This is a genomic window from Embleya sp. NPDC059237, from assembly GCF_042754105.1.
GTDB lineage: Bacteria > Actinomycetota > Actinomycetes > Streptomycetales > Streptomycetaceae > Embleya.
Genome location: NZ_JBHZAE010000001.1, coordinates 1051179 through 1075121, shown reverse-complemented (window position 1 = coordinate 1075121; position 23943 = coordinate 1051179). Strand labels below are relative to the sequence as shown.

Sequence of the window (23943 nt, the reverse complement as noted above, 5' to 3'; positions counted from 1 at the left end):
CGCCGATCGCCCACGGGCGGTACCGCGGCGGCGGATCAGCGAGGGGCGGGGATGCGCTCGGCGCCGTCGCGGGCCATCGAAACCAGGCGCGAGATCGCGCGCAGGTACTTCTTGCGGTAGCCGCCGCCGAGCAGTTCCTCGGTGAACAGTTCGTCGAACGGCACGCCCGAGGCCACCACCGGCAGCTCGCGGTCGTACATCCGGTCCGCGAGCACCACCAGACGCAGCGCGGTGCCCTGGTCCTCGACCGGGTGCACCCCGTGCCAGAAGACACCGGTGATCCCGTCGAGCATCGCGCCGTAGCGGCTGGGGTGCACCGTGGCCAAGTGCGCGAGCAGCGCGGGGAAGTCGTCCAGCGCGGCGCCGTCGGGCGCGGTCTCGGCGGCCGCGGTGACCATGTCCTCGGCCACCGGCGCGGGCGCCGCCGGCAGGCCCCGGTGCCGGTAGTCCTCGCCGTCGATGCGCAACGCCTCGAAGCGCGAGGACAACCCCTGTATCTCGCGCATGAAGTCCTGTGCGGCGAACCGTCCCTCGCCGAGTTTGTCCGGCAGCGTGTTCGAGGTCGCGGCGAGCTTGACGCCGGCGTCGGCGAGCTTGCCCAGGAGGGTGGACACCAGGACGGTGTCGCCCGGGTCGTCGAGTTCGAACTCGTCGATGCACAGCAGCCGGTGTCCGGACAGCGCCTCGACGGTCCGCCGGAATCCGAGCGCGCCGACCAGGTTGGTCAGCTCGACGAAGGTGCACAGCGACTTCGGGCCGGGCGAGGCGTGCCACAGCGAGGCCAGCAGGTGGGTCTTGCCGACGCCGTAGCCGCCGTCGAGGTAGATCCCGCTCGGCCCGGCCGCCTGCTCCCGGCGGAACCAGCGGCGCTTGGCGCCGTCCCCGTTCAGCTCCGCCGCGAACCGCTCCAGCCGGACCACGGCCGCGGCCTGCCCGGGTTGATTCGGGTCGGGGATGTACGTGTCGAAACGCACGTCGCCGAACCGCGGCGGCGGCACCATCTCGGCGACGAGGCGGTCGGTGGGGACGCTGGGGTGGCGCGTGGTCAACGACACAGGAGCTACGGACACGATCATCAAGCCTACGACGCGTGCGAAACTCGGTCGCATGCGCCGTCTCCTTCCCGTGCCCTCCACCCCCGACGAACCCGACGTCGACCTGGTCGAGGCCTATGCCTATCCCCCCGACCGCACCTGGCTGCGGGCGAACATGGTGGCGAGCCTGGACGGCGCCGCGCAGGCCCCCGACGGCCTCTCCGCCGGACTGTCCTCGCCCGCGGACAAGCGCGTGTTCGGCGTGCTGCGCGGCCTGGCCGACGTGATCGTGGTGGGCGCCGCCACCGTGCGCCAGGAGGGCTACCGGCCGCCGCGCCCCAGGCCCGCCTACGCCGCCGCCCGGGCCGCCGCCGGGCAGTTGCCCGCGCCGGTGATCGCGATCGTCTCGCGCAGCCTCGCCATCGACTTCACCACGCCGCTGTTCACCGAGGCGGTCACCCCCACCATCGTGATCACCTGCGAGGAGGCCCAGCCCAAGGGCCTGGCGGCGGCGGCCGAGTACGGCGACGTGCTCCTGGCCGGGCGCGACCGGGTCGACCTGGGCCTGGCCCTGGACGCGCTGGCCGCCCGCGGGCTGACCCGGCAGCTCACCGAGGGCGGCCCACACGTACTGGCGCAGATCGCCGCGTGCGGCCGGCTGGACGAGCTGTGTCTGACCGTGAGCCCGCTGCTGACCTCGGGACCCGCCCACCGGCTCCTGGCCGGCCCCGCGCTCCCCGAGGCACAGGCGATGCGCCCGATCTCGATCCTCGAAGAGAACGGCGCGCTGTTCTCCCGCTACGTCCGCGCGTAACGCGTGCCTTCGGCACCCCGCCGGGGCCGTTGCGGCGGCCCCGGCGGCGCCCGCCGGTCGGCGAAAGTGGGAGGGTGAACTCCCGGGCAGATGGGGCACAGACACCCGGCTCGGCCGATGGATCAAGGGAGAGTTGCGTGTACACGATCGTGCTGCTCGTGGAAAAGGTCCTGAACGAGGCGGACGTCGCGTTCGTGACCGGCCTGCACGAGGGCGTCGAGACGTCGTTCGTGGTGGTCCTGCCCGGCAAGGCCGACCACCGCAAACTGCTCCAGGCGCTGGACGACGTGGCCCTGGTGCGCCTGGACGAGGCGGCCGAGGACATCGAGCAGCGGCCCGGCCCCGACGACGGCGCGGAGGCGGCCCGACGCACCCTGGAGGCGAGCGTGGCGGCACTGCGCGCGAGCGGCGCCGACGCCGTCGGCGAGACCACCCCCGGCCGGGACCCGCTGGACACCCTCAAGCAGATCGTCGACCGGCACCACGCCGACGAGGTGATCGTGCTCACCGACCCGCACTTCATCGAAGAGGTCTTCCACCGCGACTGGGCCTCGCGGGCCCGACAGAACGTGGGCGTGCCGGTGCTCAAGCTCTTCGCACACGACATGAGCTGACACAATCGCGGGGAGCCCGCGCCGAACGCGGGTCCACCCCACTCGAAGGAGCCCGCTTCATGGCACCCCCCGCCGAGCCCGTCGACCTCGGCAGCCCGTTCTTCGTCGGCATCGGTGGCGCCGGCATGTCGGGGCTCGCCAAGATCCTCGCGATCCGCGGCGCGAGGGTCTCCGGCAGCGACGCCAAGGACTCCACCCAGGTGCTGGCGCTGCGCCGGCTCGGCTGCACGGTGCATGTGGGCCACGATCGGGCGAACGTCGCCGAGGACGTCTCGTGCGTGGTCGTGTCCTCGGCGATCCGGGAGGACAACCCCGAACTGGTCGTCGCGCGCGAGCGGGGCATCCCGATCGTGCATCGCGCGGACGCGCTGGCCCGGCTGATGGACGGCCGGCGCTCGGTGGCCGTCGCGGGCACGCACGGCAAGACCACCACGACGAGCATGCTCGCGGTCGGCCTGACCTCGCTCGGCCTGGACCCCTCCTTCGCGATCGGCGCCGACCTCAACGAAGCGGGCAGCAACGCCCACCACGGCCTGGGCGAGATCTTCGTGGCCGAGGCGGACGAAAGCGACCGCAGCTTCCACAAGTACGCGCCCGAGGTGGCCGTGGTGTTGAACGTGGAGCTGGACCACCACGCCAACTACGGCTCGCTGGACGACGTGCTCGACGCGTTCGAGATCTTCGCCGGCCGGATCGTGCCCGGCGGCACGCTGGTGCTCTCCGCCGACGACGCGGGCGCCGGCGCCCTGCGCGAGCGGCTGGCGGTCTCCGCGCCGACGCTGAACGTGGTCACCGTCGGCGAGCACGAGGCCGCGGATCTGCGCCTGACGCAGATCGAGGCGTCGGGCCTGAGCAGCCGGGTCACCGTGCACGGCAAGGCCGTGGGCGGCGAGCTGGTGCTGGCCGTCGCGGTGCCGGGGCGGCACAACGCGTCCAACGCGGTAATGGCGCTCGCGGTGGGCCTGGCGCTGGGTGTCGAGCCGCGGCGCATGGCCGACGGGCTGGCCAACTACCAGGGCGTGCGCCGGCGGTTCCAGCTCAAAGGCGAGGAGGGCGGCATCCGGGTCGTCGACTCGTACGCGCACCACCCCACCGAGATCGCCGCCGACCTGGCCACCGCCCGCGGCGCGGTGGGCGCGGGCCGGGTGATCGCGGTGTACCAGCCGCACCTGTTCAGCCGCACCCAGCAGCTCGGGGTGGAGATGGGCCGCGCGCTCGCCGCCGCCGACATCGCCGTGGTGATGGACATCTACGCCGCCCGGGAGGACCCGCAGCCCGGCGTGACCAGCAACATCGTCGCGCACGCCGCGCTGGACAACGGCGGCTTGGTGCGCACCGAGCACAGCTGGTCCGACGTGGCCGGCTCGGTGGCCGCGCTGGCCCGCCCCGGCGACCTGGTCCTGACCATGGGCGCGGGCGACGTGACCCTGCTCGGCCCGGAGATCCTGGACACCATCCGCGCCCGCGGCACCGCCGCCGCTCGCTGAGCCGTCCGCCCACCGGCGCCGTGCCGTCCCTCGGGGAACGTCGCGGCGCCGTTGCGTGTTGGATGTGCACATGGCCTACAAAATCGAGAAGACCGACGACCAGTGGCGGGCCGAGCTGACCCCGGACGAGTTCCGGGTGCTGCGTCGGGCGGGCACCGAGCGTGCCTGGACGGGCGAGTACACCGAGACCAAGACGACCGGCGTCTACCGCTGTCGGGCGTGCAAGGCGGAGCTGTTCCGCTCCGACACCAAGTTCGACAGCCACTGCGGCTGGCCGTCGTTCTACGCGCCGCTGGCCGAGGACCGGGTCGAATACATCGAGGACGACACGATGGGCATGACCCGGGTCGAGGTGCGCTGCGGGACCTGCGGCTCGCACCTGGGGCACGTGTTCGAGGGTGAGGGCTACGGGACGCCCACCGACCAGCGCTACTGCATCAACTCCATCTCGCTGACCCTGGAGCCGGACCCGCAGGGCTGAGCCGAGGCGCGGGTCGGCCCTACGGCCGGCCCGAGCGCCGCCGCCCGTTCAAACATCGGTACGGACGGTGCGGCAAAACTCACATCCAGCCCGCGTGCGGCGGGTGCGTCCGCTATGTCTGGGGACCATGAATCCCTGGCTGCCACCCCTCGCGTACTCGGTCTGGACGGCGCTCGTACTCGGCGTCGCCATCGGGTCCGCCCGGCGCGGCGGCCGGCGGGCGAACCGGGCGCGCCTGGCCGAACTGGGCGCGGCCGAATACGCGTTCGTCGTCGGCGGCGCGGCCCGCGCGGCCGACGTGTCGATCCTGGCCCTGCTCGGCGAGGGCGCGCTGCACCTGAACCGCGACGGGCAGGTGGTCGCGGCCCGGGCGCCGGCGGCCGACGCGGCGGGCGACGCGGCGGGCGACGCGCCGCTGCGGATCCTGGATCGGGAGTACGGCGGCCTGCCGCTGCGCGACCTGCGCGCCCGGGTGGCCGCGGCGCCGCAGATCCAGGGCATCGGCGCCGACCTGTTCGCGGCCGGCCTGATCGCCCGCCCGGACGCGGGTCCGCGCCGACTGCCCCGCTGGGCGCTGTTCGCCACCCTCCCCCTTGGCCTGGCCACCGCGGTCGCGGGCTTCGTCCGCGCCGACGACGCGACCTCGGGCGCGCTGCCGTGGGTGGGCCTGCTGCTCGCGGTGATCGGCAGCCAGGCGTGTGTCGCGGGCCTGCTGCTCCTGGGCGTGTTCGGCGAGCGGGTGGTGCCCACCGCGCCGACCACGCGCCGGCTGATCCGGCTGCGCCGCGACGAGGCGGCCGTGGCCGCGCTCGGCGCCGACGACCTGGGCGCGGTCGCCCTGTGGGGCCTGGACCGCTTCCCCGACCCGGTGGTCAAGGAGATCTTCCGCCGCAACGCGCCCACCCCCGCCGGCCGCCCCCCGGAGTCCGTCTGGTGCGGCAACACCTCCTGTGCCTCCCCCCAGGGCGCCCGGGCCGGCTCCTGCGGCGGCACCGCCGACGGCTGCGGCAACTGACCCGACCGCGCCCGTCGCGCGGCCCGCAGTCCGTCGGTGTCGCGGGCCACTTGCCACGCGGAGCGTCCGGAGCGGGCGAATCGAGGGAACTCCGCCTGTTTCGGTCCGGGACGCACCCGCCATGCTGGACGTATGCGGACAGCGGTGGGAATCGGATGGCGGCCGGAGATCGATCTGACCGTCGAGCGCCTGGCCGGCGTCGACTTCGTCGAGGTCGTCGCGGAGAACGTATGCGTCGGACACCTGCCCGAGTCGCTGCGCGTGTTGTGCGAGCGCGGCGTCGAGGTGATCCCGCACGGCGTCGGCCTCGGCCTGGCGGGCGCGGACCGTCCCGACCCCGCACGCCTTGCCCGGCTGGCGGAGGTGGCGGGAGCCCTCGGCTCGCCGGTGATCAGCGAACACCTGGCGTTCGTCCGGGCCGGCGGCATGGAGGCCGGTCACCTGCTGCCGACGCCGATGACGTGGGACGCGCTCGACGTGGTCACGGAAAACGTCCGCATCGCCCAGGACGCGCTGCCGGTCCCGCTCGCCCTGGAGAACCCGGCGACGCTGCTGACCTGGCCCGACAACGAGATGAGCGAGGCCCGCTTCCTGACCGAACTGGTCGAGCGCACCGGCGTGCGGCTGCTGATCGACGTGGCCAACCTGCACACCCAGCGGATCAACCACGGCGTCGACCCGGCCGCCGCGCTGGCCGAACTCCCACTGGAGGCGGTGGAGTACGTACACGTCGCCGGCGGCGTCGAACGCGACGGCCTGTGGCACGACACCCACGCGCACCCGGTGACCGCGCCGATCCTGGAGGTACTGGCCACGCTGTGCGGGCTGCGCCCGCCGCCGCGCGTACTGCTCGAACGCGACGGCGACTTCCCGACGGCGGGCGAGATCGCCGCCGAATTGGCCGCGATCCGGGGCGTGGTGGACCGGACGGCGGTGCGCCGGTGAGCGCGCGCGAGCGGCTGGCCGCACAGCAGACCGCGCTGCTCGCGGCACTGGTCGCCGGCGGGCCGACACCGCCGGGCTTCGATCCGGACCGGGTGCGCGTACAGGCCCGCGCGCTGGCCGCCAAACGGCGCGACTCGGCGCTGCGCGCGCTGCCGGAGCTGGCGACGGCGCTGGGCCCGCGCTGGCCGGGCGAGTTCATGACCTGGGCCTTGGTCCACCCGAAGCCCGCCGAGGGAGGCACCCGCGCCGACGTACACGCCTTCGCGGCCCATCTGTGGGAGCGGGACGCGCTGCCGAAGGCGCTGGCCGAGGTGTTCGTCGAACGAAAGCCGTCCCGATGGGCCCGGCTGCGCACCCGATTCGCATCCCGCGCGCCGGCCGGCCACGGGTAGGCACTTCACGCACGGGGGTCGACACCATGTTCTGGTTGCTGCTCGGGGCGTTGGTGGTCCTCGCCGCCGCCCTGCCGATCGTGATCGTCGTCGTGGCCCACCGCGCGGCCCGACGCCGGCTCCGCCACACCTTCGGCCGACCGGCGGGACCGGCCTTCGGGCGGGCACCGGGCACCGGGAGGCCGTATGGCGGCGGGCCCGGTCCGTACCCCGGTCCGTGGCCACTCGGCCCGCAGGGATACCAGGGGCACGACGCGCACGACCACCATCACCATCACCACTGGCACGGCCACCACACCTCGTGCGGCATCGGCTGGTCCTGCGGCGCGGGCGCAGGCGGCGATTCCTCGGGTTCGAGCGGGACGTCCTGTTCTAGTGGATCGTCCTGCGGGTCGTCGTGTTCGAGCGGATCGTCCTGCTCCAGCGGATCGTCCTGTTCGAGTTCGACCTAGATTCGACGCGTCGCCGCGCCCCCGGTCGGTCGGAGCGATCGATCGCGGTCCGACCGACCGGGGCGAAGGCTCAGACCAGACCGGCGAGCAGTTCGGCGACCGGGTGCCGGCGACCGGTGTAGAACGGCACCTCCTCGCGCACGTGGCGGCGCGTCTCCGAACCGCGCAGGTGCCGCATCAGGTCGACGATGCGGTGCAGCTCGTCCGCCTCGAAGGCGAGGATCCACTCGTAGTCGCCCAGCGCGAACGACGGCACCGTGTTGGCCCGCACGTCCGGGTAGCCGCGCGCCATCCGCCCGTGCTCGGCGAGCAGCCGGCGGCGCTCGTCGTCCTCCAGCAGATACCACTCGTACGAGCGCACGAACGGGTACACCGCGACGTAGTCGCGCGGGGTCTCCTCGGCCAGGAAGGCCGGGATGTGGCTCTTGTTGAACTCGGCCGGACGGTGCAGCGCCATGTTCGACCACACCGGCTCCAGGAGCCGGCCCAGGCCGGTGCGCCGGAAGAGGTTGTACGCCTCCTGAAGCGCGTCCGAGTCCTCCGCGTGCCACCAGATCATCAGGTCCGCGTCGGCGCGCAGGCCGGAGACGTCATAGGTGCCGCGCACCACGACGTCCTTGTCGAGCAGCTGCTCGAACAACTGCTCGACCTCGCCCGCCAGCCCGGCCCGCGCACCCGGCAGCGGCTCACGGAGTCGGAAGACCGACCACATCGTGTACCTGATCACCTGGTTGAGGTCGCGGGCCTTGCGCCGGGCCGGCGCGGGTTCGCCTGCGGACTCCGGGCCGTCGGCGTTGAGGGCGGCGTCGACCACCGCTGCGGCGGCGTCGACCGGTTCCGGGCTGTTCTCCGCGGTGCTTTGCGTCATGGTCCGATTCTGCCTGGCTCGTCCCCGCGCTCAGTGCACGGGGCGCGCGTACGGCCTGGCGAGCTGCGCCAGCACCTCGGTCGCGGCCTTGGTCGCGCTCGCCACACACGCCGGGATGCCGACGCCCTCGTACACCGCACCGCACACCGCCAGGCGCGGCAACCGCTCGACCGCGTCGCGCACGCAGGCGATGCGACCGAGGTGGCCGACCGCGTACTGGGGCAGCCCGCCGCCCCAGCGGGTGACCCGGGTGTCGATCGGCTCGGCGGTCAGTCCGACCGCCTCGCGCAGGTCGTCGAGCGAGTCGGCGATCAGTTCGGCGTCCTCGCGCTGGAGCACCGCCTCCTCGCCTGCGCGGCCGAGCGAGGTGCGCAGCACGAACAGGTCCGGAACCGATTCGGCGAGCCAGCCCCACTTGTTCGACGCGAACGTGCTCGCCTTGATCCGCCGGCCGTCCACCGGCGGCACCAGGAACCCGGTTCCGGCGGGCGTCGACGCCAGGTCGGCGCGCCGGAACGCGAGGGTCACCAGCGCCATGCCCGCATATTCGATCGAGGACAGTTCGACCGCCGCGACCGTCGAGTGCGGGCGCAGGAGGCGGGCCGCGGGCGCGGCCGGTACCGCGAGCACCACCGCGTCCGCCTCGATCGGGACGGGGGCGTTGGTCGGCCCGGTGATCAGCCGCCAGCCGGTCGGCGTGCGCTCCAACTCGCGCACCGTGGTCCGGGTCCGGATGCTGCCGCGCCCACCGGCCACCACGGCGCCGGCGACCGCGAGCGGCAGCCGCCCGACACCGCCGCGTACCCCCATGAACACCGGCCCCGCGGGCCGCTCGGCGGCGTCGTCGAGCAGGTGGCGCACCCCCGCCACCAGCGAGCCGCCGGAGCGGGCGATCGGCAACAGCTGCGGGACGGCGGCGGCGAGCGAGATGTCGTAGGCGTTGCCCGCGTACACCCCACCGAGCAGCGGCTCGACGAGCCGGTCCACCACCTCGTGGCCGAGCCGTTCGGCGACGTAGCGGCCGACCGAGACGTCGTCCTCGTAGCGGTGCGGCGCCAGCGCGTGGTCCAGCGGGATCCGGGCCAGGCCCGCGGGCGACAACACCCCGCTCGCCGCCAGCGGCTCCAGGTCGCCCGGCACACCCATCACATGGCCGCGCGGCATCGGCCGCAACGCACCACGCGTCCACAACGACGCGCCCGCGGTGGCCGGCGGCTGAAGATCGTCGCCCAACCCGACCTCACGAGCCAGGTCGATCGCCTCAAAACGCCGAGCCAACATCGACTCCGCACCCTCGTCGACCGCAACCCCGGCAATACTCCCGGCATGCAGCTTCCCCCCCACCCGGGAAGCCCCCTCGAGCACGGTAACGGTGAGCCCGGGATCCCCATCCCGCAGCAAAACCCAGGCAGCCGTCAACCCGGCGATCCCACCACCGACAACAACCACATGCCGCCCGCCACCCACCACCGAACCACCCACGTCACACCCGCTCCCGAAAGCCGCCCCAACCGAACCCCCGAAGCCAAACCCCCCTAAGCCCCAACCGCAACCCGACAACCCCAAGCCACCCAACCCGGCAGAGCCAGGCCAACCCCACCCACCCCAACTCACCAAACCCGGGGCACCAAACCCACCCAGCCCCAAACAACCCAACTCACCAAATCCAACCCACAACGCCCAATAAGCCCACCCAATCAGACCAACCCAGCGAACCCACCTGCCCCAACCACCCCAGTCGAACCCGGCCCAACCAAGCCGATCCGCCCAACCCACCCAGCCCAACCAGCCAACCCGGCCCGGCCCGATCCGACCAATCCGCCAGCCGGCCAAGTCAGCCCACCAAAATCAGCCCGGCCGGCGCATGAGGCCACCCCAACCCGACCAAATCCCAACGCCGGCCCAACCACCACATCAGCCCGGCCGGCACTTGAAGCCACCCAACCCGACCCCAGCCCGACCGGCCCTCAAGACCAAGCCACCCACCCCACCGCAACCAATCCAGCCCGGCCGGCACTTGAAGCCACCCAACCCGACCCCGACCCCAGCCCGACCGGCGCTTGAGGCCAAGCCACCCACCCCACCGCAACCAATCCAGCCCGGCCGGCGCATGAGGCCACCCCAACCCGACCAAATCCCAACGCCGGCCCAACCACCACATCAGCCCGGCCGGCGCTTGAGGCCAAGCGACCCACCCCCAGCCCGGCCGAACCGCAAACCCAAGCGCAGCGCGGGCGCAGCGCGGGCCCAGCCCGGGTTACGGCGAGCCCGGCCGGCGCATGAGGCCAAAAGCCGACCTACCGAGCGCCGGCCGAGTGCACATGCGCCACCAGGCGCGTGAGCACCTCGGGGTCCGTATTCGGCAAAACCCCATGCCCCAAATTGAAAATGTGCCCCTCCGCACCACGCCCCGCCGCCAACACCTCATCGGCCTTGGCCCGAATCGCCTCCCACGGCGCGAACACCACCGCCGAGTCCAGGTTCCCCTGCAACGCCCGCCCCGGCCCCACCCGCCGCGCCGCCTCGTCCAGCGGGATGCGCCAGTCGACGCCCACCACGTCCGCCCCGGCCTCGCCGAACATGCGCAACAACTCGCCGGTGCCCACCCCGAAGTGAATCCGCGGCACGCCGTAGTGCTCGACCGACGCCAAGACCTTCGTGCTCGCCGGCAGCACCGACGCCCGGTAGTCCGCCGCGGACAGCGCCCCGGCCCACGAGTCGAACAGCTGGATCGCCGACGCGCCCGCCTCGATCTGTACCTTCAGGAACGCCGAGGTGATCTCCGCGAGCCGGTCCACCAGGTCGGCCCACAGCTGCGGGTCGCCGTACATCAGCGCCTTGGTGCGCTCGTGGTTCTTCGACGGCCCGCCCTCGACCAGGTAACTCGCGAGGGTGAACGGCGCACCGGCGAAGCCGATCAGCGGCGTGGCGCCCAGCTCGCCGACGAGTTGGCCGACCGCCTCGGTGATGTACGGCACGTCGTCGGGCGTGAGGTCGCGCAACTGCGCGAGGTCGGCGCGCGAGCGGATCGGGTTCGCCACCACGGGACCGACACCGGGCTTGATGTCGAGGTCGACCCCGATCGCCTTGAGCGGGACCACGATGTCGCTGAAGAAGATCGCCGCGTCCACCCCGTGCCGCCGCACCGGCTGCAGCGTGATCTCGGTGACCAGGTCCGGCCGCATGCACGAGTCGAGCATCGCGATGCCCTCGCGCAGCTTGCGGTACTCGGGCAACGAACGGCCCGCCTGACGCATGAACCACACCGGGGTGTGCGGGACGGGTTCGCGCCGGCAGGCGCGCAGGAAGGCCGAGTCGCGGACGGTGGCGTGCGGAAGGCTCGTTTCGGTCACATCCGCCATGGTCCCAGACGCACGCGGGCGGCCCAGACGGAGCACCCCGCCCGGCGCGTCGCCCGGGCCCGACCCCCCCGATGCGGCCTAGGCTGCCAGGCATGGCAGGAGTCGGCGAGACCGAGGAGCCCGAGGAGTTCCGGCAGGCACTGGCCGGATGGCGGGCCGCGGTCCTGCGCCCGGAGATCGTGCTGGAGGAGATGGCCCGGCCGCGTGGCCTGGCGCCGTACTCCGCCGCGTTCGCCGCCGAGGTGGCGCTCGGCGAGGACGAGGACGAACTCGCCGGCGGCCGGATCGTGCTGCTGCACGACCCGGCGGGCCACGAGGCGTGGGAGGGCACGTTCCGCGTGGTCACCATGACCCGCGCCGAACTCGAACCCGAACTGGCGATGGACCCGCTGCTGCCCGAGGTCGGCTGGACCTGGCTGACCGAGTCGCTGTACGCGGTCGGCGCGACCTATCGCGCCCCCAGCGGCACGGTCAGCCGCAGCACCTCGCAGGGCTTCGGCGGACTCTCCGGACAGATCGCCCGCACCGAGATCGAGGTCAGGGCGTCGTGGACACCGGCCGACGACGAGTTGCTGCCGCATCTGCTGGCGTGGACCGAACTGCTGTGCACCTGCGCCGGTTTGCCACCGGTGACGGCCGGGGAGGGCGTCGTCGCCATACCGCGCCGGCCCTCACGACCCGGTTCCTGACACGCCGGATCACCGTCGCGAGACCCCTCGGTCACACACCCGGGTCAACGTCGCATAACGGATTTGGATCTTCCTCTAAAGCCCGGCGCCATATGTGCCGAAGGACAGGGTGACCACCCCGAAGGAGTAGCTGGTCGGGCCGCTTCTTCGGGAATCGCGATCACTGCGCAGGAGGCCCGGTGTCGGTACTTCTCGATCACCCTGCAAACCTGCTTGCCTATCGTCCTTCCAAGCCCACGGCGATGGTCGTCGTCGCGGACCCCCGGGTTCGCGACGCCGTCATCCGCCACCTGTGGGCCCTCGGTGTACGCGACGTCGTCGGGGCGTCGACCATCGCCGAGGCTCGCTCCCGTGCCGGCACGCCGCGCGACCTGTGTGTCGCCGACGTGCACCTGCCGGACGGCTCCGGACTCACGCTTCTCACCGAGATGCGCGCGTCCGGGTGGCCGAACGGCCTGGCACTCTCCGCAGCCGACGACATCGGTGCCGTTCGCTCCGCGCTTGCCGCGGGTGTTCGGGGCTACGTCGTGACCGGCGCGCGAGCGGGACTGAACCCTGGACACGCACGGCAAGCCGGAATGCACCACGGGATGCCCCAGGCAAACCGCATGCGTCCGTCGGAACAGCGCGGGACGGAGCCCGGCTCCGGCGTCCGGGAGCTTTCGGCGCGCGAGATCGAGGTCCTGCGCCTCGTCGCGGAGGGCCGGTCCAACAAGGCGATCGGTCAGGCGATGGGCCTGTCGGCGCTGACGGTCAAGAGCCATCTCGCCCGCATCGCCCGCAAGATGGGCACGGGCGACCGGGCCGGCATGGTGGCCCTCGCGTTGCGGGCGGGCATCATCAGCTGACCCCGGTCGGCACCGACCGGTCCAGGGCCGGCGGAGCGTCAGGACACCTCATCAGGTGACACATCATCAGGTACAGCCGAATCCCGGCGGGTGAACCCACCCGCCGGGATTCGGCTTTTCCGAGAGTCGGCTTTCCGGTTCCGCGCGCGATTTCGTGCGGTTCCGACCGCCCTACACCCGCCGTGGCACGCCCACCTTGGCGGGGACCTGCCCGGTCGGCCGGGCGGGCGGGTTATTTTGGTGGGGTGACCGACGCCTCCTTCGAAACCTCATCCGAACTTCCGGCGCCGGTCCCCCCGGCGCCGGTCCCGCTCCTGGCACCTCGCGAGGGCGTTCCGCCGGTCGTGGCGGACCCGGAGGCGCTCGCCGAGACCGTCGCCGCCTTCGCCGCCGGAGCGGGACCGGTCGCCGTCGACGCCGAACGGGCGTCGGGCTATCGCTACGGGCAACGCGCGTATCTGATCCAGCTGCGCCGGGCCGGCGCGGGCAGCGCCCTGGTCGACCCGGCGGCCTGCCCCGACCTGTCCGCGCTCGGCGCCGCGATCGTCGACGCCGAATGGGTCCTGCACGCCGCCTCCCAGGACCTGCCCTGCCTGGCCGAGGTCGGCATGGTCCCCCGGCGCATCTTCGACACCGAGCTGGCGGGCCGGCTGGCCGCCTTCCCCCGGGTGGGCCTGGGCGCGATGGTGGAGGCCGTACTCGGCTTCTCGCTGGAGAAGGGGCACTCGGCGGTGGACTGGTCCACCCGTCCGCTGCCCGAGCCCTGGCTGCGCTACGCGGCGTTGGACGTCGAGGTGCTGATCGAGCTGCGCAACGAGCTCGAGGCGACGCTGACCGAGCAGGGCAAGCTCGACTGGGCGCTGCAGGAGTTCGCCGCGATCGCCGCCGCGCCGCCGCCCGCCCCCCGGGTCGACCCGTGGCGCCGCACGTCGGGCCTGCACCGGGTGCGCCGCCGCCGGCAGTTGGCCATCGTGCGCTCGTTGTGGCAGGCCCGGGACACCATCGCCCGCCAAAAGGACGTCTCGCCGGGTCGGGTCATCCCGGACACCGCGATCGTCGAGGCCGCGCTGGCCGGGCCCGCGTCGGTGGCCGCGCTGCTCGCGCTGCCGGGCTTCACCGGCCGGGACAGCCGACGCCAGGCCGGGGTGTGGCTGGCCGCGATCGAGCAGGCCAGGGCGCTGCCCGAGGTCGAGCTGCCGATGTCCACACTGCCGCACGAGGGCCCGCCGCCGGCCCGCGCGTGGACCGACAAGGACCCGGCCGCCGCGGAGCGCCTGACCGCCGCCAAGACCGCGGTGGCGGCCATCGCGGACGAGCACACGCTGCCCACCGAGAACCTGCTCGCGCCGGACTACGTACGCCGGTTGGCCTGGGCGCCGCCGTCGGCACCCACCGCGGACGCGGTCGGCGATGTACTGCGCGAGTTCGGCGCCCGGCCCTGGCAGATCGCGCTCACCGCGCCGGCCCTGTCGGGCGCGTTCCTGCGCCTGGCCGCACACGCCGCCAACGGCACCGGCGGAACCTGAGTCACACACCGGGGCCAAAGCCTCGGAACGACCGCCGCGAGCCGGGCGCATCGGTCCCGGCGCGGCGCGCTTTCGGGTGCCCGCGGACGCCCGGCGAGCCGGCGGCCGGCCGCCCGTACCGCCTTACCCGAGCTTTGCTTTGTCCGCATTGACGCCGGATCCCTCCGAATGGTTTGGTTAGGCTCGCCTAATTTTCTCACCATGTGTTCGAGCCTGCGGGGTGGCCTGTGTTTGCCAACTATCTGATTGGCCTGCGCGAGGGCCTGGAAGCGGCCCTGGTGGTCAGCATCCTGATCGCCTATCTCGTCAAGACCGGTCGACGCGAGGCACTGCCGGCAGTGTGGGTGGGGATCGGCGCGGCCGTCGCGATGAGCGTGGCCCTGGAGGCCGCCCTCGAACTGACCTCGGCGGAGATGGACTTCAAGGAGCAGGAGGCGTTCGGCGGCTCGTTGTCCATCTTCGCGGTGGCGCTGGTCACGTGGATGATCTTCTGGATGCGGCGTACCTCGCACGCGCTCAAGGCGGAGTTGCAGGGCAAGCTGGACCACGCGCTGGCGATGGGCACCGGTGCCCTGGTGTTGACCGCGTTCCTGTCCGTGGGGCGGGAGGGCCTGGAGACCGCGGTGATCGTGTGGGGCACGGCCCGCTCCACCGGCGAGAACACCGAGCCGATGATCGGCGTCGCCCTCGGACTGGCCACCGCCGTCGTGCTCGGCTACCTCTTCTACGCCGGCGCCGTCCGCATCAACCTCGCCAGGTTCTTCCTCTGGACCGGCGCCGCACTCGTCGTCGTCGCCGCCGGCGTACTCGCGTACGGCGTCCACGACCTCCAGGAGGCCGACTACCTCCCCGGGCTGTCGAACCGGGCCTTCGACATCAGCGACACCATCCCCCCGGACACCTGGTACGGCACCCTCCTCAAGGGCATCCTCAACTTCCAGCCCGACCCCACGGTCCTCCAGGTCACCGTCTGGACGGCCTATCTGATCCCGGTCATGGCGCTGTTCTTCCTGCTCCCCAAGGGCGGCCCGAAGAAGGCTCCGTCGGCGGCGCCTCGGGAGACGACGACCGCCGCCTGATCCGGGGGCGTCAGTGGGACGGGACGGCACGGGCGAGGGGCCCGATCCGAAGCGGTGCTTCGGGTCGGGCCCCTCGGTGTCTCGGGCCTTCGGTCCATGGGCCGCCGGGTCACCGGGTCGCTCAGGCGAACAGTGCCTTGCCCCAGTAGTCGTCCGCGCCGCGCACGCCGCCCGGACACGCGAACAGGGCCGAGCCCACGTGCTGGATGTACTCGTTCATCGCGTCGTTCGACGCCAGCCGCTGCTGGATCGGGATGAAGCCCTTGCGCGGGTCGCGCTGGTAGGCCAGGAAGAACAGGCCCGCCTCCAGCCGGCCGAGGCCGTCCGAGCCGTCCACGAACGAGTAGCCGCGACGCAGAATGGTCGCGCCGTTGTTGGTGTCGGGGTGTGACAGCCGCACATGCGACTTCTCCGGCAGCGCCTTGAGCGGTACCACGTCGTGTTCGCCGGTCGCGCCCTGCGGCGCGCCCACACCCTTGTTGCGGCCGATCACGTCTTCCTGCTCCTGCAGCGAGGTGCGATCCCAGGTCTCGATGTGCATCCGGATCCGGCGTGCGACCAGGTAGGAGCCACCGGTCATCCACGCCGGGCCCTCACCGGCCGGCACCCACACGTGCTCGCGCAGCCGGTCGGTCTCGGTGCCGGCGATGTTGCGCGTGCCGTCCTTGAAGCCGAACAGGTTGCGCGGGGTCATCGCCTCGGGCGTGGTCGAGGACGTCTTGCCGAAGCCCAGCTGCGACCAGCGCACCGACACCACGCCGAAGCCGATCCGGGCCAGGTTGCGGATCGCGTGCACCGCGACCTGGGGGTCGTCGGAGCAGGCCTGGACGGCGATGTCGCCGCCGGAGCGCTGCGGGTCGAGCTTGTCCCCGGGGAACGCGGGTAGTTCGGTCAGCGCCTCCGGCTTCTTCGCGGCGATCCCGAAGCGGTCCCGGCCGTCCTTGGTGAACAGCGTGGGGCCGAACCCGACGGTGAGTGTGAGGTTGTTCGGCGGCAGCCCGACCGCCTCGCCCGTGTCGTCGGGCGGCGACTCGGGCACACCGCTGTCGGCGCCGGTCCCGATCTGCTTGCCCGCGGTCATCGCGGCCGCGGCGGCGGTCCACTGCTGGAGCATGCGCACCAGTTTGGCGCGGTCGTCGGTGATCACGTCGAACACGCAAAAGTGCAGCCGGTCCTGAACCGGGGTGGCGATGCCGGCCTGGTTCACGCCGTGGAAGTCGACCGCGCCCGGGGTCGGCGTGGACGACTTGTCCTCACTCCCGGTGACCGCGGTGGCCACCCCGCCCGCCGCGGCTGCGCCGACCACGAGCGCGCCACCGGTCCAGCCCAGCAGCGCCCGTCGACTGAATCCGTCGCCCGACGGCGGTTCGACCGCCTCGGCGACACGTTCGATCTCGGTCATGGGCCCTCCCTAGGCTCGTGCGGTGCGGTCGGCTCGTGGGGTTCGGTCGGCTCGGTCGGTTCGTGCTTCGCGATGGCGGGCGATGTCACTGGGCGACGACGCCGGCAAGCTTCGAGAGCGGCTCGCCGAGCGCGTTGACCGCGTCCGAGAGTTCCTTGCGCTTGGCCTCGTCGACCGTGTCGTAGGAGACGTAGCCCTCGCCCTGCTTGTACTTGAACAGCAGGCCCTGGATCTTGGCGAACTCGGCGTCGAGGGTGCCGGTCAGCGCCGCGTCCTTCTCCGCCACATACGGCTTGAGCAATTCGAAAGCCTTCTTCGCGCCGTCCACGTTGCCCGCGAAGTCCCACAGGTCGGTGTGGCTGAACGCCTCCTCCTCGCCGGTGACCTTGCCGGTGGCCACCTCGTCGAGCAGGCCCTTGGCGCCGTTGGCGATCGAGGTCGGGGTGATGTCGACGGTGCCGACCTTGGACTGGAGCGTGTTCAGGTCGGCCATCAGGCGGTCGGCGTAGCCCTTCTCGACGTCGGTGATCTGCCCGGTGGTCCACAGTGCCTTCTCGATCCGGTGCCAGCCGGACCACTCCTGACCGGGCTCCAGGTCCGCCTCGCGCGCGTCCATCTGCGGGTCGAGGTCGCCGAAGCTCTCCGCGACCGGCTCGATGGTCTCCCAGCCCAGGCGCGACTTCGGGTAGAGCTCCTTGGCCTTGGCCACGTCGCCGGCCTTGACCGCCTTCACGAACTCGGTCGCGATCGGCATCATCTGCGCGACCGTGTCGTTGGTGAAGGTCCGGTAGTGCGCGACGGCCTGGGCGAGCCTGGGGTCGATCGGCTTCTCGGCGGGGGTGCCCGCGACGGTGACCTTCTGCCGGATGCCGTCGCCCTTCATGCCGGGCTTGCAGGCGACCTCGTAGGTGCCGGCCTTGATCTCGAAGTTCAGCGTGGCCGACGTGCCGGGGCCGATGTTCTCCCGCTCGGTGACGATCCGGTCGCCCTGCGCGTAGACGTAGAGCTCGGTGATCTGGTTGCCCTTGTTGGTCACCTTGATGCTGTTCTTGCCCGCGGGCCAGTCCTTCTTGGCGACGTCGCAGGACTTGTCCTTGGCGGTCACCTTGACCGCGTCGCCTGAGGAGTCGTCGCTGTTGCACGCGGTCAACGCGAGCGGCAACGCCAGCAACAACCCGACACCCAACGCGCGGGTGGCGGTGGGGCGACGACGGACGACAGACATGAACTCTCCCGGGGACGAGACAGGCGAAGACGGGTCGAAGCCCGGCAGACGAGCAGAAGCAGGATGTACAGGACACGCAGGACGCACGGATGGGCATGGCAGTGCCGTATAAAACGGACGAAAAGCAATTATTAGGCAAGGCTAACCAAGCCTAGGCTTGGCTTATTTTGTCAGCCGAATGACCCCATACAGTCAAGGCGAAGTAAAGGCCCGGCGCGGCGAACGTGGATCACATCACGTCCCGCTCGGGTCCTTTGGCGCGGCAAAAGGTGGCAAGCCCGATAAATACGTAGGGTCGTGCCAAGTCCGTTCAACCCGGAGCACCCGTGACCACCTCGGAGGACCGTCTCTCCGCCGCATCGCCCGGGGCTCGCTCCGCCACCGCGACCGCCGCCGCTGCGGACACGACCACCACCGCGGCCGCAGCCGACCCCGGCGCCGCGACCGTGTCGGGGTCGGTACCTGCGCCCGCACCCGGCGCTCGGGCTACTGGATCGCGGCGGCCCGGGGGATCGGTTCGAGCGGATCATCCTGATCGCCACCTCCATCTCGCTCGCCCCCTACGGCCTGACCGCGATCGCGCTGCTGCGACTGCTGCGCGCCGATCGGGCCGCGTTCGACGCTTCGGCACTGGTCCGGTACGGGATGATCGCGGTACTCGCCGCGGCGTACTCGATCCGGGCGGTGGTCGGGTCCGGCCGGACGGTGATCCGGCAGGGCGCGGTACTGCTCGCGGCCGGCGGTCCGGTGCACCTGTGGCCGACCCCCCGGCGACCGCGGTCGAGACGCGCCGACGGGCCGATGGGGACCGAGGGCTAGGCCACGTGGTTACCCATGAGTAGCATGGGGCCCGTACCCATCGGTGGAGGAGTGTGCGCTCGTGCCTCGTAACGTCCGGGACGTCGTCTTCGTAGACGGCGTCCGTACCCCCTTCGGCAAGGCCGGCCCCAAGGGCATCTACCACGAGACGCGAGCCGACGACCTCGTCATCGCGTGTATCCGTGAGCTGATGCGCCGCAACCCGTCGCTGCCGCCGGCACGCGTGGACGAGGTCGCGATCGCGGCCACCACGCAGATCGGCGACCAGGGCCTGACCATCGGCCGCACCGCGGCGCTGCTGGCCGGGCTGCCGCGCGAGGTGCCCGGCTACGCGATCGACCGCATGTGCGCGGGCGCGATGACCGCGGTCACCACGGCCGCCGGCGGCATCGCGTTCGGTGCCTACGACGTGGTGGTCGCCGGCGGTGTCGAGCACATGGGCCGACACCCCATGGGCGAGGGCGCCGACCCGAACCCGCGGATCATCTCCGAGCAGTTGGTGGACCCCTCCGCGCTGGTCATGGGCAACACCGCCGAGAACATCCACGACCGCTTCCCGCAGCTCACCAAGGAGCGCGCGGACCGGTTCGCCGTGGGCAGCCAGGAGAAGGCCGCCAAGGCGTACGCCGACAATCTGATCCAGCCCGACCTGGTGCCGGTCGCGGCCCGCTCGGTGGAGCAGGGCTGGGGCCTGGCCACGGCGGACGAGCCGATGCGCCCGGGCACCACCCTGGAGGGCCTGGCCGCGCTCAAGACCCCGTTCCGCCCGCACGGCCGGGTCACCGCGGGCAACGCGGCCGGCCTCAACGACGGCGCGACCGCGTGTCTGCTCGCCGCCGAGGACACCGCGCGCGAGCTGGGCCTGCCGATCAAGATGCGCCTGGTGCAGTTCGCGTTTGCCGGCGTCGAGCCCGAGGTGATGGGCATCGGCCCGGTCCCGGCCACCGAGAAGGCGCTGGAGCGCGCCGGGCTGAGCATCGACGACATCGGCCTGTTCGAGCTGAACGAGGCGTTCGCGGTCCAGGTGTTGTCCTTCCTGGACCACTACAAGATCGCCGACGACGACCCGCGCGTGAACAAGTACGGCGGCGCGATCGCCTTCGGCCACCCGCTCGCCTCCTCCGGCGTGCGGCTGATGACCCAGCTCGCGCGCCAGTTCGAGGCGCACCCCGAGGTCCGCTACGGCCTGACCTCGATGTGCATCGGGCTCGGCATGGGCGGGACCGTCATCTGGGAGAACCCGAACTGGACCGGGGCCGACGCGGACACCACGACCGCCGGCGCGAACTCCGAGGGGAACGACAAGTGAGCGACCTGACGCGACTGGCCGCCGAGGTCTTCCCGGACGAGCTGGTCTCGCACTTCCCGGTGCGGGTACTCGACCTCCCGAACGGCGCCGGAAAGTTCGCGCTGATCACCATCGACAACGGCTTCGACCACACCAAGCCGAACACCTTCGGCCCGGCGGGCCTGGCCGAGCTCGGCGCCGCGATCGACACGATCGAGACGCTCGCCGCGGCGGGCGACATCGTCGCGGCCGGGGTGACCGGCAAGCCGTTCATCTTCGCGGTCGGCGCCGACCTCAAGGGCGTCGAGAAGGTCACCAACCGCGAGCACGCGCACGCCATCGGCAAGGCCGGCCACGACACGTTCAAGCGGCTGACCGCGCTGTCCGTGCCCACCTTCGCGTTCTACAACGGCGCGGCGATGGGCGGCGGCGTCGAGATCGGCCTGGCCTGCACGTACCGCACCATCTCCACCGCGGTGCCCGCCTTCTCGCTGCCCGAGTGTTTCCTGGGCCTGGTCCCCGGCTGGGGCGGCTGTGTGCTGCTGCCGAACCTGATCGGTCCGGACAACGCGGTCACGGTGATCATCGAGAACGCGCTGAACCAAAACCGTCAGCTCAACGCCCCCAAGGCCTTCAAGCTCGGGATCGCGGACGCGCTGGTGGACTCGGCCGACTTCCTGGCCCAGTCGCTGGTGTGGGCCGGCAAGGTCGTCTCCGGCGAGATCGTGGTCGAGCGCCCGGAGATCGACCGCCGCGCCGGCTGGGACGCGGCCGTCGCGCGGGGTCGAGCGATCGCCGACTCGAAGGTGCACGGCGCCTCCCCCGCGCCGTACCGCGCGCTGGAGATCATCGACGCGGCCCGCGACGGTGACGTGCAGGCCGGCTTCGACGCCGAGGACGACGCGCTCGCCGACCTGATCATGGGCGACGAGCTGCGCGCCGGGCTGTACTCCTTCAACCTGGTGCAAAAGCGCGCCAAGCGACCGGCGGGTGCCCCCGACCGGGCGCTCGCCCGCCCGGTCACCAAGGTCGGCGTGGTCGGCGCCGGACTCATGGCCTCCCAACTCGCGCTGCTGTTCGCGCGCCGCCTGCGGGTGCCGGTCGTGCTGACCGACATCGACCAGGAGCGGGTGGACAAGGGCGTCGGCTATGTGCACGACGAGGTCGACAAGCTGCTGCTGCGGGGGCGCGTCTCGCCGGACGCCGCGAACCGGCTCAAGGCGCTGGTGACCGGCTCGCTGACGAAGGACGCGTTCGCCGACGCCGACTTCGTGATCGAGGCCGTGTTCGAGGAGATGGCGGTCAAGCAGCAGGTGTTCGCCGAGGTGGAGGCGGTGGTCTCGCCGACCTGCATCCTGGCCACGAACACCTCGTCGTTGTCGATCACCGAGATGGCCTCGAAGCTGGCCCACCCCGAGCGGGTCGTCGGCTTCCACTTCTTCAACCCGGTCGCGGTCCTGCCGCTGCTGGAGATCGTGCGCGCAGAGCAGACCGACGACGGGGCGCTCGCCACCGCGTTCGCCGTCTCCAAGCAGTTGAAGAAGACCTCGGTCCTGGTCAAGGACGCCCCGGCGTTCGTGGTCAACCGTGTGCTGACCCGCTTCCTGGGCGAGGTGCTGGCCGCGGTGGACGAGGGCACCCCGATCGAGGTCGCCGACAACGCGCTGGCCCCGCTGGGTCTGCCGATGTCGCCGATGGTGCTGCTCGAACTGGTCGGCCCGGCGATCGCGGCCCACGTGGGCGGCACCCTGCACGGCGCCTTCCCGGACCGGTTCGGCGTGTCGCCGAACCTGGAGCGGGTGGTCAAGGCGGGCAAGCGCTCGTTCCTGACCTGGGCCTCGGGCGCGCAGGAGGTCGACCCGGAGGTGGTGGCGCTCCTGGAGGTGGGCGACTCGCCGTCCACGGAGGAGCAGGTCCGCGACCGCGCGCTGGCGGCCCTGGCCGACGAGATCGACCGCATGCTCCAGGAGGGCGTCGTCGCCGCCCCGCAGGACATCGACCTGTGCATGATCACCGGCGCCGGCTGGCCCTTCCACCTGGGCGGCATCACCCCGTACCTGGACCGCGCGGGCGTCACCGAGAAAACCCTCGGCAAGCGCTTCCTGCCGGCAGGCACGGCCTCGGTTCCGCGGTAGCTTCGGTTCCGCAATAGCGGTAGTCGAGAACATCCGACGGGCGGCCCGATCAATGGGGCCGCCCGTCGGCGTTCGTGTCCGGCGGGATCAGAACGTGGCCTCGGAGTCGGCCTTCTGGAAGTACCACAGGTTCTGAATACGCCGGAACATATACGTATAGCGGACGTGCGCCCGGCCGCCGGCGGCACGATTCACGGAATCCGCCAACGGCCGGCCGTTCAGGTTGACCGCGTCGCGCACCTGACCGAGCAGCCCGTCCACGGCCGGCACGATGCCTGGTGCGGGATCGAAGCCGAGCCCCGGGAAGTCCTTCGCGTCCGACATCAGCCCATCACCTGCTCGATGCGGCTCTTGGCCGGAGCGGCAGGCGCGGTCGGGGCGGCGGGAGCGGTCGTGGTCGTAGCCGGCACAGCGGGCACGCCGGGCGCGCTCGGCGCGGTGAAGGACGCGCCAGCGGCGGTCTCGGGTCGCTCCGTAGCTCGCCTTCGCCGCGGCCACCGCCTGACGTATGTGGTCCACGCCCTGCGTAAAGCCGCGGATACGTTCGTCCCACTTCTCGTGGAACTCCGAGCACGCCTTGTCGAGATCCTTGTGCCCCATACGCTTGGGACCGATCTCCACCAGAGCGTCCAGTGTGGTCCTGGAGACGGACGCGGCCTCGGCCGATCGGCCGGACACGCCTTCGAGCCAGGCGAGATCGATGGCGAAATCGGTCATGGTGACCACCCCCGTGAGGCCGCCGGCGATCGGCCGATGCCTCGGAGATGGGCCTCGACGCCGATCAGGTCACGTTAAGTGAGCACGCGAACGCCGGTCAAGGAATCGGTTGGCCCCGGTTTCGGGCGCTCCACAGCCGCCGCCCGCACTGCCCCCGGTTCGGGCAGCGGGACTTCGGCAGCGGCCACAATGGTGATCATGAGTGATGCGATGCGTGGGGCCTCGGTGCGCGATCTGGAGCGGTTGCGGGAGATCGAGGTCGCGGCCGGGGTGCGCTTCCTGGATGTGGGGATGCCGGAGATCGCGGCGGACGAGCCGTTCTCCGTCGAGGAGTTGGACGCATATCGGACCGGCGGACGCTGCCTGGTGGTCGGCGAGCCCGCGCTGGCCTACGTGATCTGGGACCTCGTGGACGGCGCCGCGCACATCGAGCAGGTCTCGGTACATCCCGACGGCGCGCGGCGCGGGCTGGGCCGGGCGATGATCGATCGGGTGCAGGCGGACACCGGGCTGGCGTTGACGTTGACCACGTTCCGGGATGTGGCCTGGAATGCCCCGTACTACGCGCGGATCGGGTTCCGCACGCTCGAGCCGGCCGAAGTGACGCCGGGTTTGGCGGCGATCCGGGCACACGAGGCGGCGCTCGGACTCGATCGTTGGCCCCGGGTGTGCATGCGCCGGCCGATCTCGGATCAGCACTGATCCGCGAATCCCCTGCCATTTGCGACAGTTGGTCCGCTAACTTCTGCGC

Annotated in this window: 20 protein-coding genes and 1 pseudogene; 14 read left to right on the top strand and 7 right to left on the bottom strand. The window is 71.9% G+C overall.

The genetic code is table 11. The annotated features are described in order from the left end of the window. Positions 1-35 precede the first annotated feature (35 nt). Positions 36-1076, bottom strand: coding sequence for a cell division protein ZapE (gene zapE, locus ACFXKZ_RS04765; protein ID WP_379996385.1), 1041 nt, complete (start codon positions 1074-1076; stop codon positions 36-38). Between the two features lie 31 nt (positions 1077-1107). Here zapE and ACFXKZ_RS04760 point away from each other — a divergent pair, with 31 nt between their 5' ends. From ACFXKZ_RS04760 to ACFXKZ_RS04735, 6 genes and pseudogenes are all read left to right on the top strand, one after another. Continuing rightward, entirely contained in the window at positions 1108-1848 is a 741-nt protein-coding gene (locus ACFXKZ_RS04760) for a dihydrofolate reductase family protein (RefSeq protein ID WP_379996383.1), read from the top strand. Between the two features lie 137 nt (positions 1849-1985). Further along, on the top strand, positions 1986-2462 hold the full coding sequence (locus ACFXKZ_RS04755; protein WP_379996381.1) for an indole-3-glycerol phosphate synthase: 477 nt from the start codon (positions 1986-1988) through the stop codon (positions 2460-2462). A 59-nt stretch (positions 2463-2521) separates the two neighbouring features. Further along, positions 2522-3949: a UDP-N-acetylmuramate--L-alanine ligase gene (gene murC / locus ACFXKZ_RS04750; RefSeq protein ID WP_379996379.1), complete on the top strand. Its 1428-nt coding sequence runs from the start codon at positions 2522-2524 to the stop codon at positions 3947-3949. A gap of 70 nt (positions 3950-4019) precedes the next feature. Then, positions 4020-4430, top strand: coding sequence for a peptide-methionine (R)-S-oxide reductase MsrB (msrB, locus tag ACFXKZ_RS04745; RefSeq protein ID WP_379996377.1), 411 nt, complete (start codon positions 4020-4022; stop codon positions 4428-4430). A gap of 127 nt (positions 4431-4557) precedes the next feature. Next, positions 4558-5445, top strand: coding sequence for a TIGR04222 domain-containing membrane protein (locus tag ACFXKZ_RS04740; protein ID WP_379996375.1), 888 nt, complete (start codon positions 4558-4560; stop codon positions 5443-5445). Positions 5446-5577: 132 nt separating this feature from the next. Continuing rightward, a pseudogene (locus ACFXKZ_RS04735) lies at positions 5578-6782 on the top strand (DUF692 domain-containing protein). A gap of 522 nt (positions 6783-7304) precedes the next feature. Here the strand turns inward: ACFXKZ_RS04735 and hemQ are convergent. The 3 genes from hemQ to hemE form a co-directional block, all read right to left on the bottom strand. Further along, complete coding sequence (gene hemQ / locus ACFXKZ_RS04730; RefSeq protein WP_379996373.1) at positions 7305-8102, bottom strand: hydrogen peroxide-dependent heme synthase; 798 nt, start codon at positions 8100-8102, stop codon at positions 7305-7307. A 30-nt stretch (positions 8103-8132) separates the two neighbouring features. Next, positions 8133-9584, bottom strand: a complete 1452-nt coding sequence (gene hemG, locus ACFXKZ_RS04725; RefSeq protein WP_379996370.1) for a protoporphyrinogen oxidase — start codon at positions 9582-9584, stop codon at positions 8133-8135. Positions 9585-10399: 815 nt separating this feature from the next. Beyond that, positions 10400-11464, bottom strand: coding sequence for a uroporphyrinogen decarboxylase (gene hemE, locus ACFXKZ_RS04720; RefSeq protein ID WP_379996368.1), 1065 nt, complete (start codon positions 11462-11464; stop codon positions 10400-10402). A gap of 92 nt (positions 11465-11556) precedes the next feature. On the opposite strand from hemE, the gene ACFXKZ_RS04715 reads away from it, so the two are divergent. The 4 genes from ACFXKZ_RS04715 (at position 11557) to efeU (ending at position 15606) form a co-directional block, all read left to right on the top strand. Further along, entirely contained in the window at positions 11557-12153 is a 597-nt protein-coding gene (locus ACFXKZ_RS04715) for a DUF3000 domain-containing protein (RefSeq protein ID WP_379996366.1), read from the top strand. A gap of 179 nt (positions 12154-12332) precedes the next feature. Continuing rightward, entirely contained in the window at positions 12333-13001 is a 669-nt protein-coding gene (locus ACFXKZ_RS04710) for a response regulator transcription factor (RefSeq protein WP_078974877.1), read from the top strand. A 245-nt stretch (positions 13002-13246) separates the two neighbouring features. Next, positions 13247-14527, top strand: a complete 1281-nt coding sequence (locus ACFXKZ_RS04705) for an HRDC domain-containing protein (protein ID WP_379996364.1) — start codon at positions 13247-13249, stop codon at positions 14525-14527. Positions 14528-14754: 227 nt separating this feature from the next. Continuing rightward, positions 14755-15606, top strand: coding sequence for an iron uptake transporter permease EfeU (efeU, locus tag ACFXKZ_RS04700; RefSeq protein WP_379996362.1), 852 nt, complete (start codon positions 14755-14757; stop codon positions 15604-15606). Positions 15607-15727: 121 nt separating this feature from the next. On the opposite strand, the gene efeB is transcribed toward efeU, so the two are convergent. Both efeB and efeO read right to left on the bottom strand, forming a co-directional pair. Next, the gene (efeB, locus tag ACFXKZ_RS04695) at positions 15728-17008 is read right to left on the bottom strand and encodes an iron uptake transporter deferrochelatase/peroxidase subunit (RefSeq protein ID WP_379996360.1); all 1281 of its coding nucleotides are present in this window, start codon (positions 17006-17008) and stop codon (positions 15728-15730) included. A gap of 85 nt (positions 17009-17093) precedes the next feature. Then, positions 17094-18233 (bottom strand): iron uptake system protein EfeO, encoded by a 1140-nt coding sequence (efeO, locus tag ACFXKZ_RS04690; RefSeq protein WP_379996358.1) that lies wholly within the window; start codon positions 18231-18233, stop codon positions 17094-17096. 645 nt (positions 18234-18878) lie between these two features. Here efeO and ACFXKZ_RS04685 point away from each other — a divergent pair. From ACFXKZ_RS04685 to ACFXKZ_RS04675, 3 genes are all read left to right on the top strand, one after another. Beyond that, the gene (locus tag ACFXKZ_RS04685; RefSeq protein ID WP_379996356.1) at positions 18879-19052 is read left to right on the top strand and encodes a hypothetical protein; all 174 of its coding nucleotides are present in this window, start codon (positions 18879-18881) and stop codon (positions 19050-19052) included. Between the two features lie 61 nt (positions 19053-19113). Continuing rightward, positions 19114-20361 (top strand): thiolase family protein, encoded by a 1248-nt coding sequence (locus ACFXKZ_RS04680; protein WP_379996354.1) that lies wholly within the window; start codon positions 19114-19116, stop codon positions 20359-20361. Continuing rightward, entirely contained in the window at positions 20358-22475 is a 2118-nt protein-coding gene (locus ACFXKZ_RS04675) for a 3-hydroxyacyl-CoA dehydrogenase NAD-binding domain-containing protein (protein WP_379996352.1), read from the top strand. Before ACFXKZ_RS04680 ends, ACFXKZ_RS04675 begins: the two co-directional genes overlap by 4 nt. An 87-nt stretch (positions 22476-22562) precedes the next feature. Here the strand turns inward: ACFXKZ_RS04675 and ACFXKZ_RS04670 are convergent, their stop codons facing one another. Further along, positions 22563-23201, bottom strand: coding sequence for a hypothetical protein (locus ACFXKZ_RS04670; RefSeq protein ID WP_379996350.1), 639 nt, complete (start codon positions 23199-23201; stop codon positions 22563-22565). A 189-nt stretch (positions 23202-23390) separates the two neighbouring features. On the opposite strand from ACFXKZ_RS04670, the gene ACFXKZ_RS04665 reads away from it, so the two are divergent. Next, positions 23391-23894, top strand: a complete 504-nt coding sequence (locus tag ACFXKZ_RS04665) for a GNAT family N-acetyltransferase (protein ID WP_379996348.1) — start codon at positions 23391-23393, stop codon at positions 23892-23894. Positions 23895-23943 lie beyond the last annotated feature (49 nt).

Coding starts and splice junctions, on each gene's coding strand:
- msrB (WP_379996377.1), top strand. CDS start 4,020: ATGGCCTACAAAATCGAGAAGACCGACGACCAGTGGCGGGCCGAGCTG.
- ACFXKZ_RS04665 (WP_379996348.1), top strand. CDS start 23,391: ATGAGTGATGCGATGCGTGGGGCCTCGGTGCGCGATCTGGAGCGGTTG.
- hemQ (WP_379996373.1), bottom strand. CDS start 8,102: ATGACGCAAAGCACCGCGGAGAACAGCCCGGAACCGGTCGACGCCGCC.
- murC (WP_379996379.1), top strand. CDS start 2,522: ATGGCACCCCCCGCCGAGCCCGTCGACCTCGGCAGCCCGTTCTTCGTC.
- efeO (WP_379996358.1), bottom strand. CDS start 18,233: ATGTCTGTCGTCCGTCGTCGCCCCACCGCCACCCGCGCGTTGGGTGTC.
- hemE (WP_379996368.1), bottom strand. CDS start 11,464: ATGGCGGATGTGACCGAAACGAGCCTTCCGCACGCCACCGTCCGCGAC.
- zapE (WP_379996385.1), bottom strand. CDS start 1,076: ATGATCGTGTCCGTAGCTCCTGTGTCGTTGACCACGCGCCACCCCAGC.
- ACFXKZ_RS04740 (WP_379996375.1), top strand. CDS start 4,558: ATGAATCCCTGGCTGCCACCCCTCGCGTACTCGGTCTGGACGGCGCTC.
- ACFXKZ_RS04715 (WP_379996366.1), top strand. CDS start 11,557: ATGGCAGGAGTCGGCGAGACCGAGGAGCCCGAGGAGTTCCGGCAGGCA.
- ACFXKZ_RS04685 (WP_379996356.1), top strand. CDS start 18,879: ATGATCGCGGTACTCGCCGCGGCGTACTCGATCCGGGCGGTGGTCGGG.
- ACFXKZ_RS04760 (WP_379996383.1), top strand. CDS start 1,108: ATGCGCCGTCTCCTTCCCGTGCCCTCCACCCCCGACGAACCCGACGTC.
- efeB (WP_379996360.1), bottom strand. CDS start 17,008: ATGACCGAGATCGAACGTGTCGCCGAGGCGGTCGAACCGCCGTCGGGC.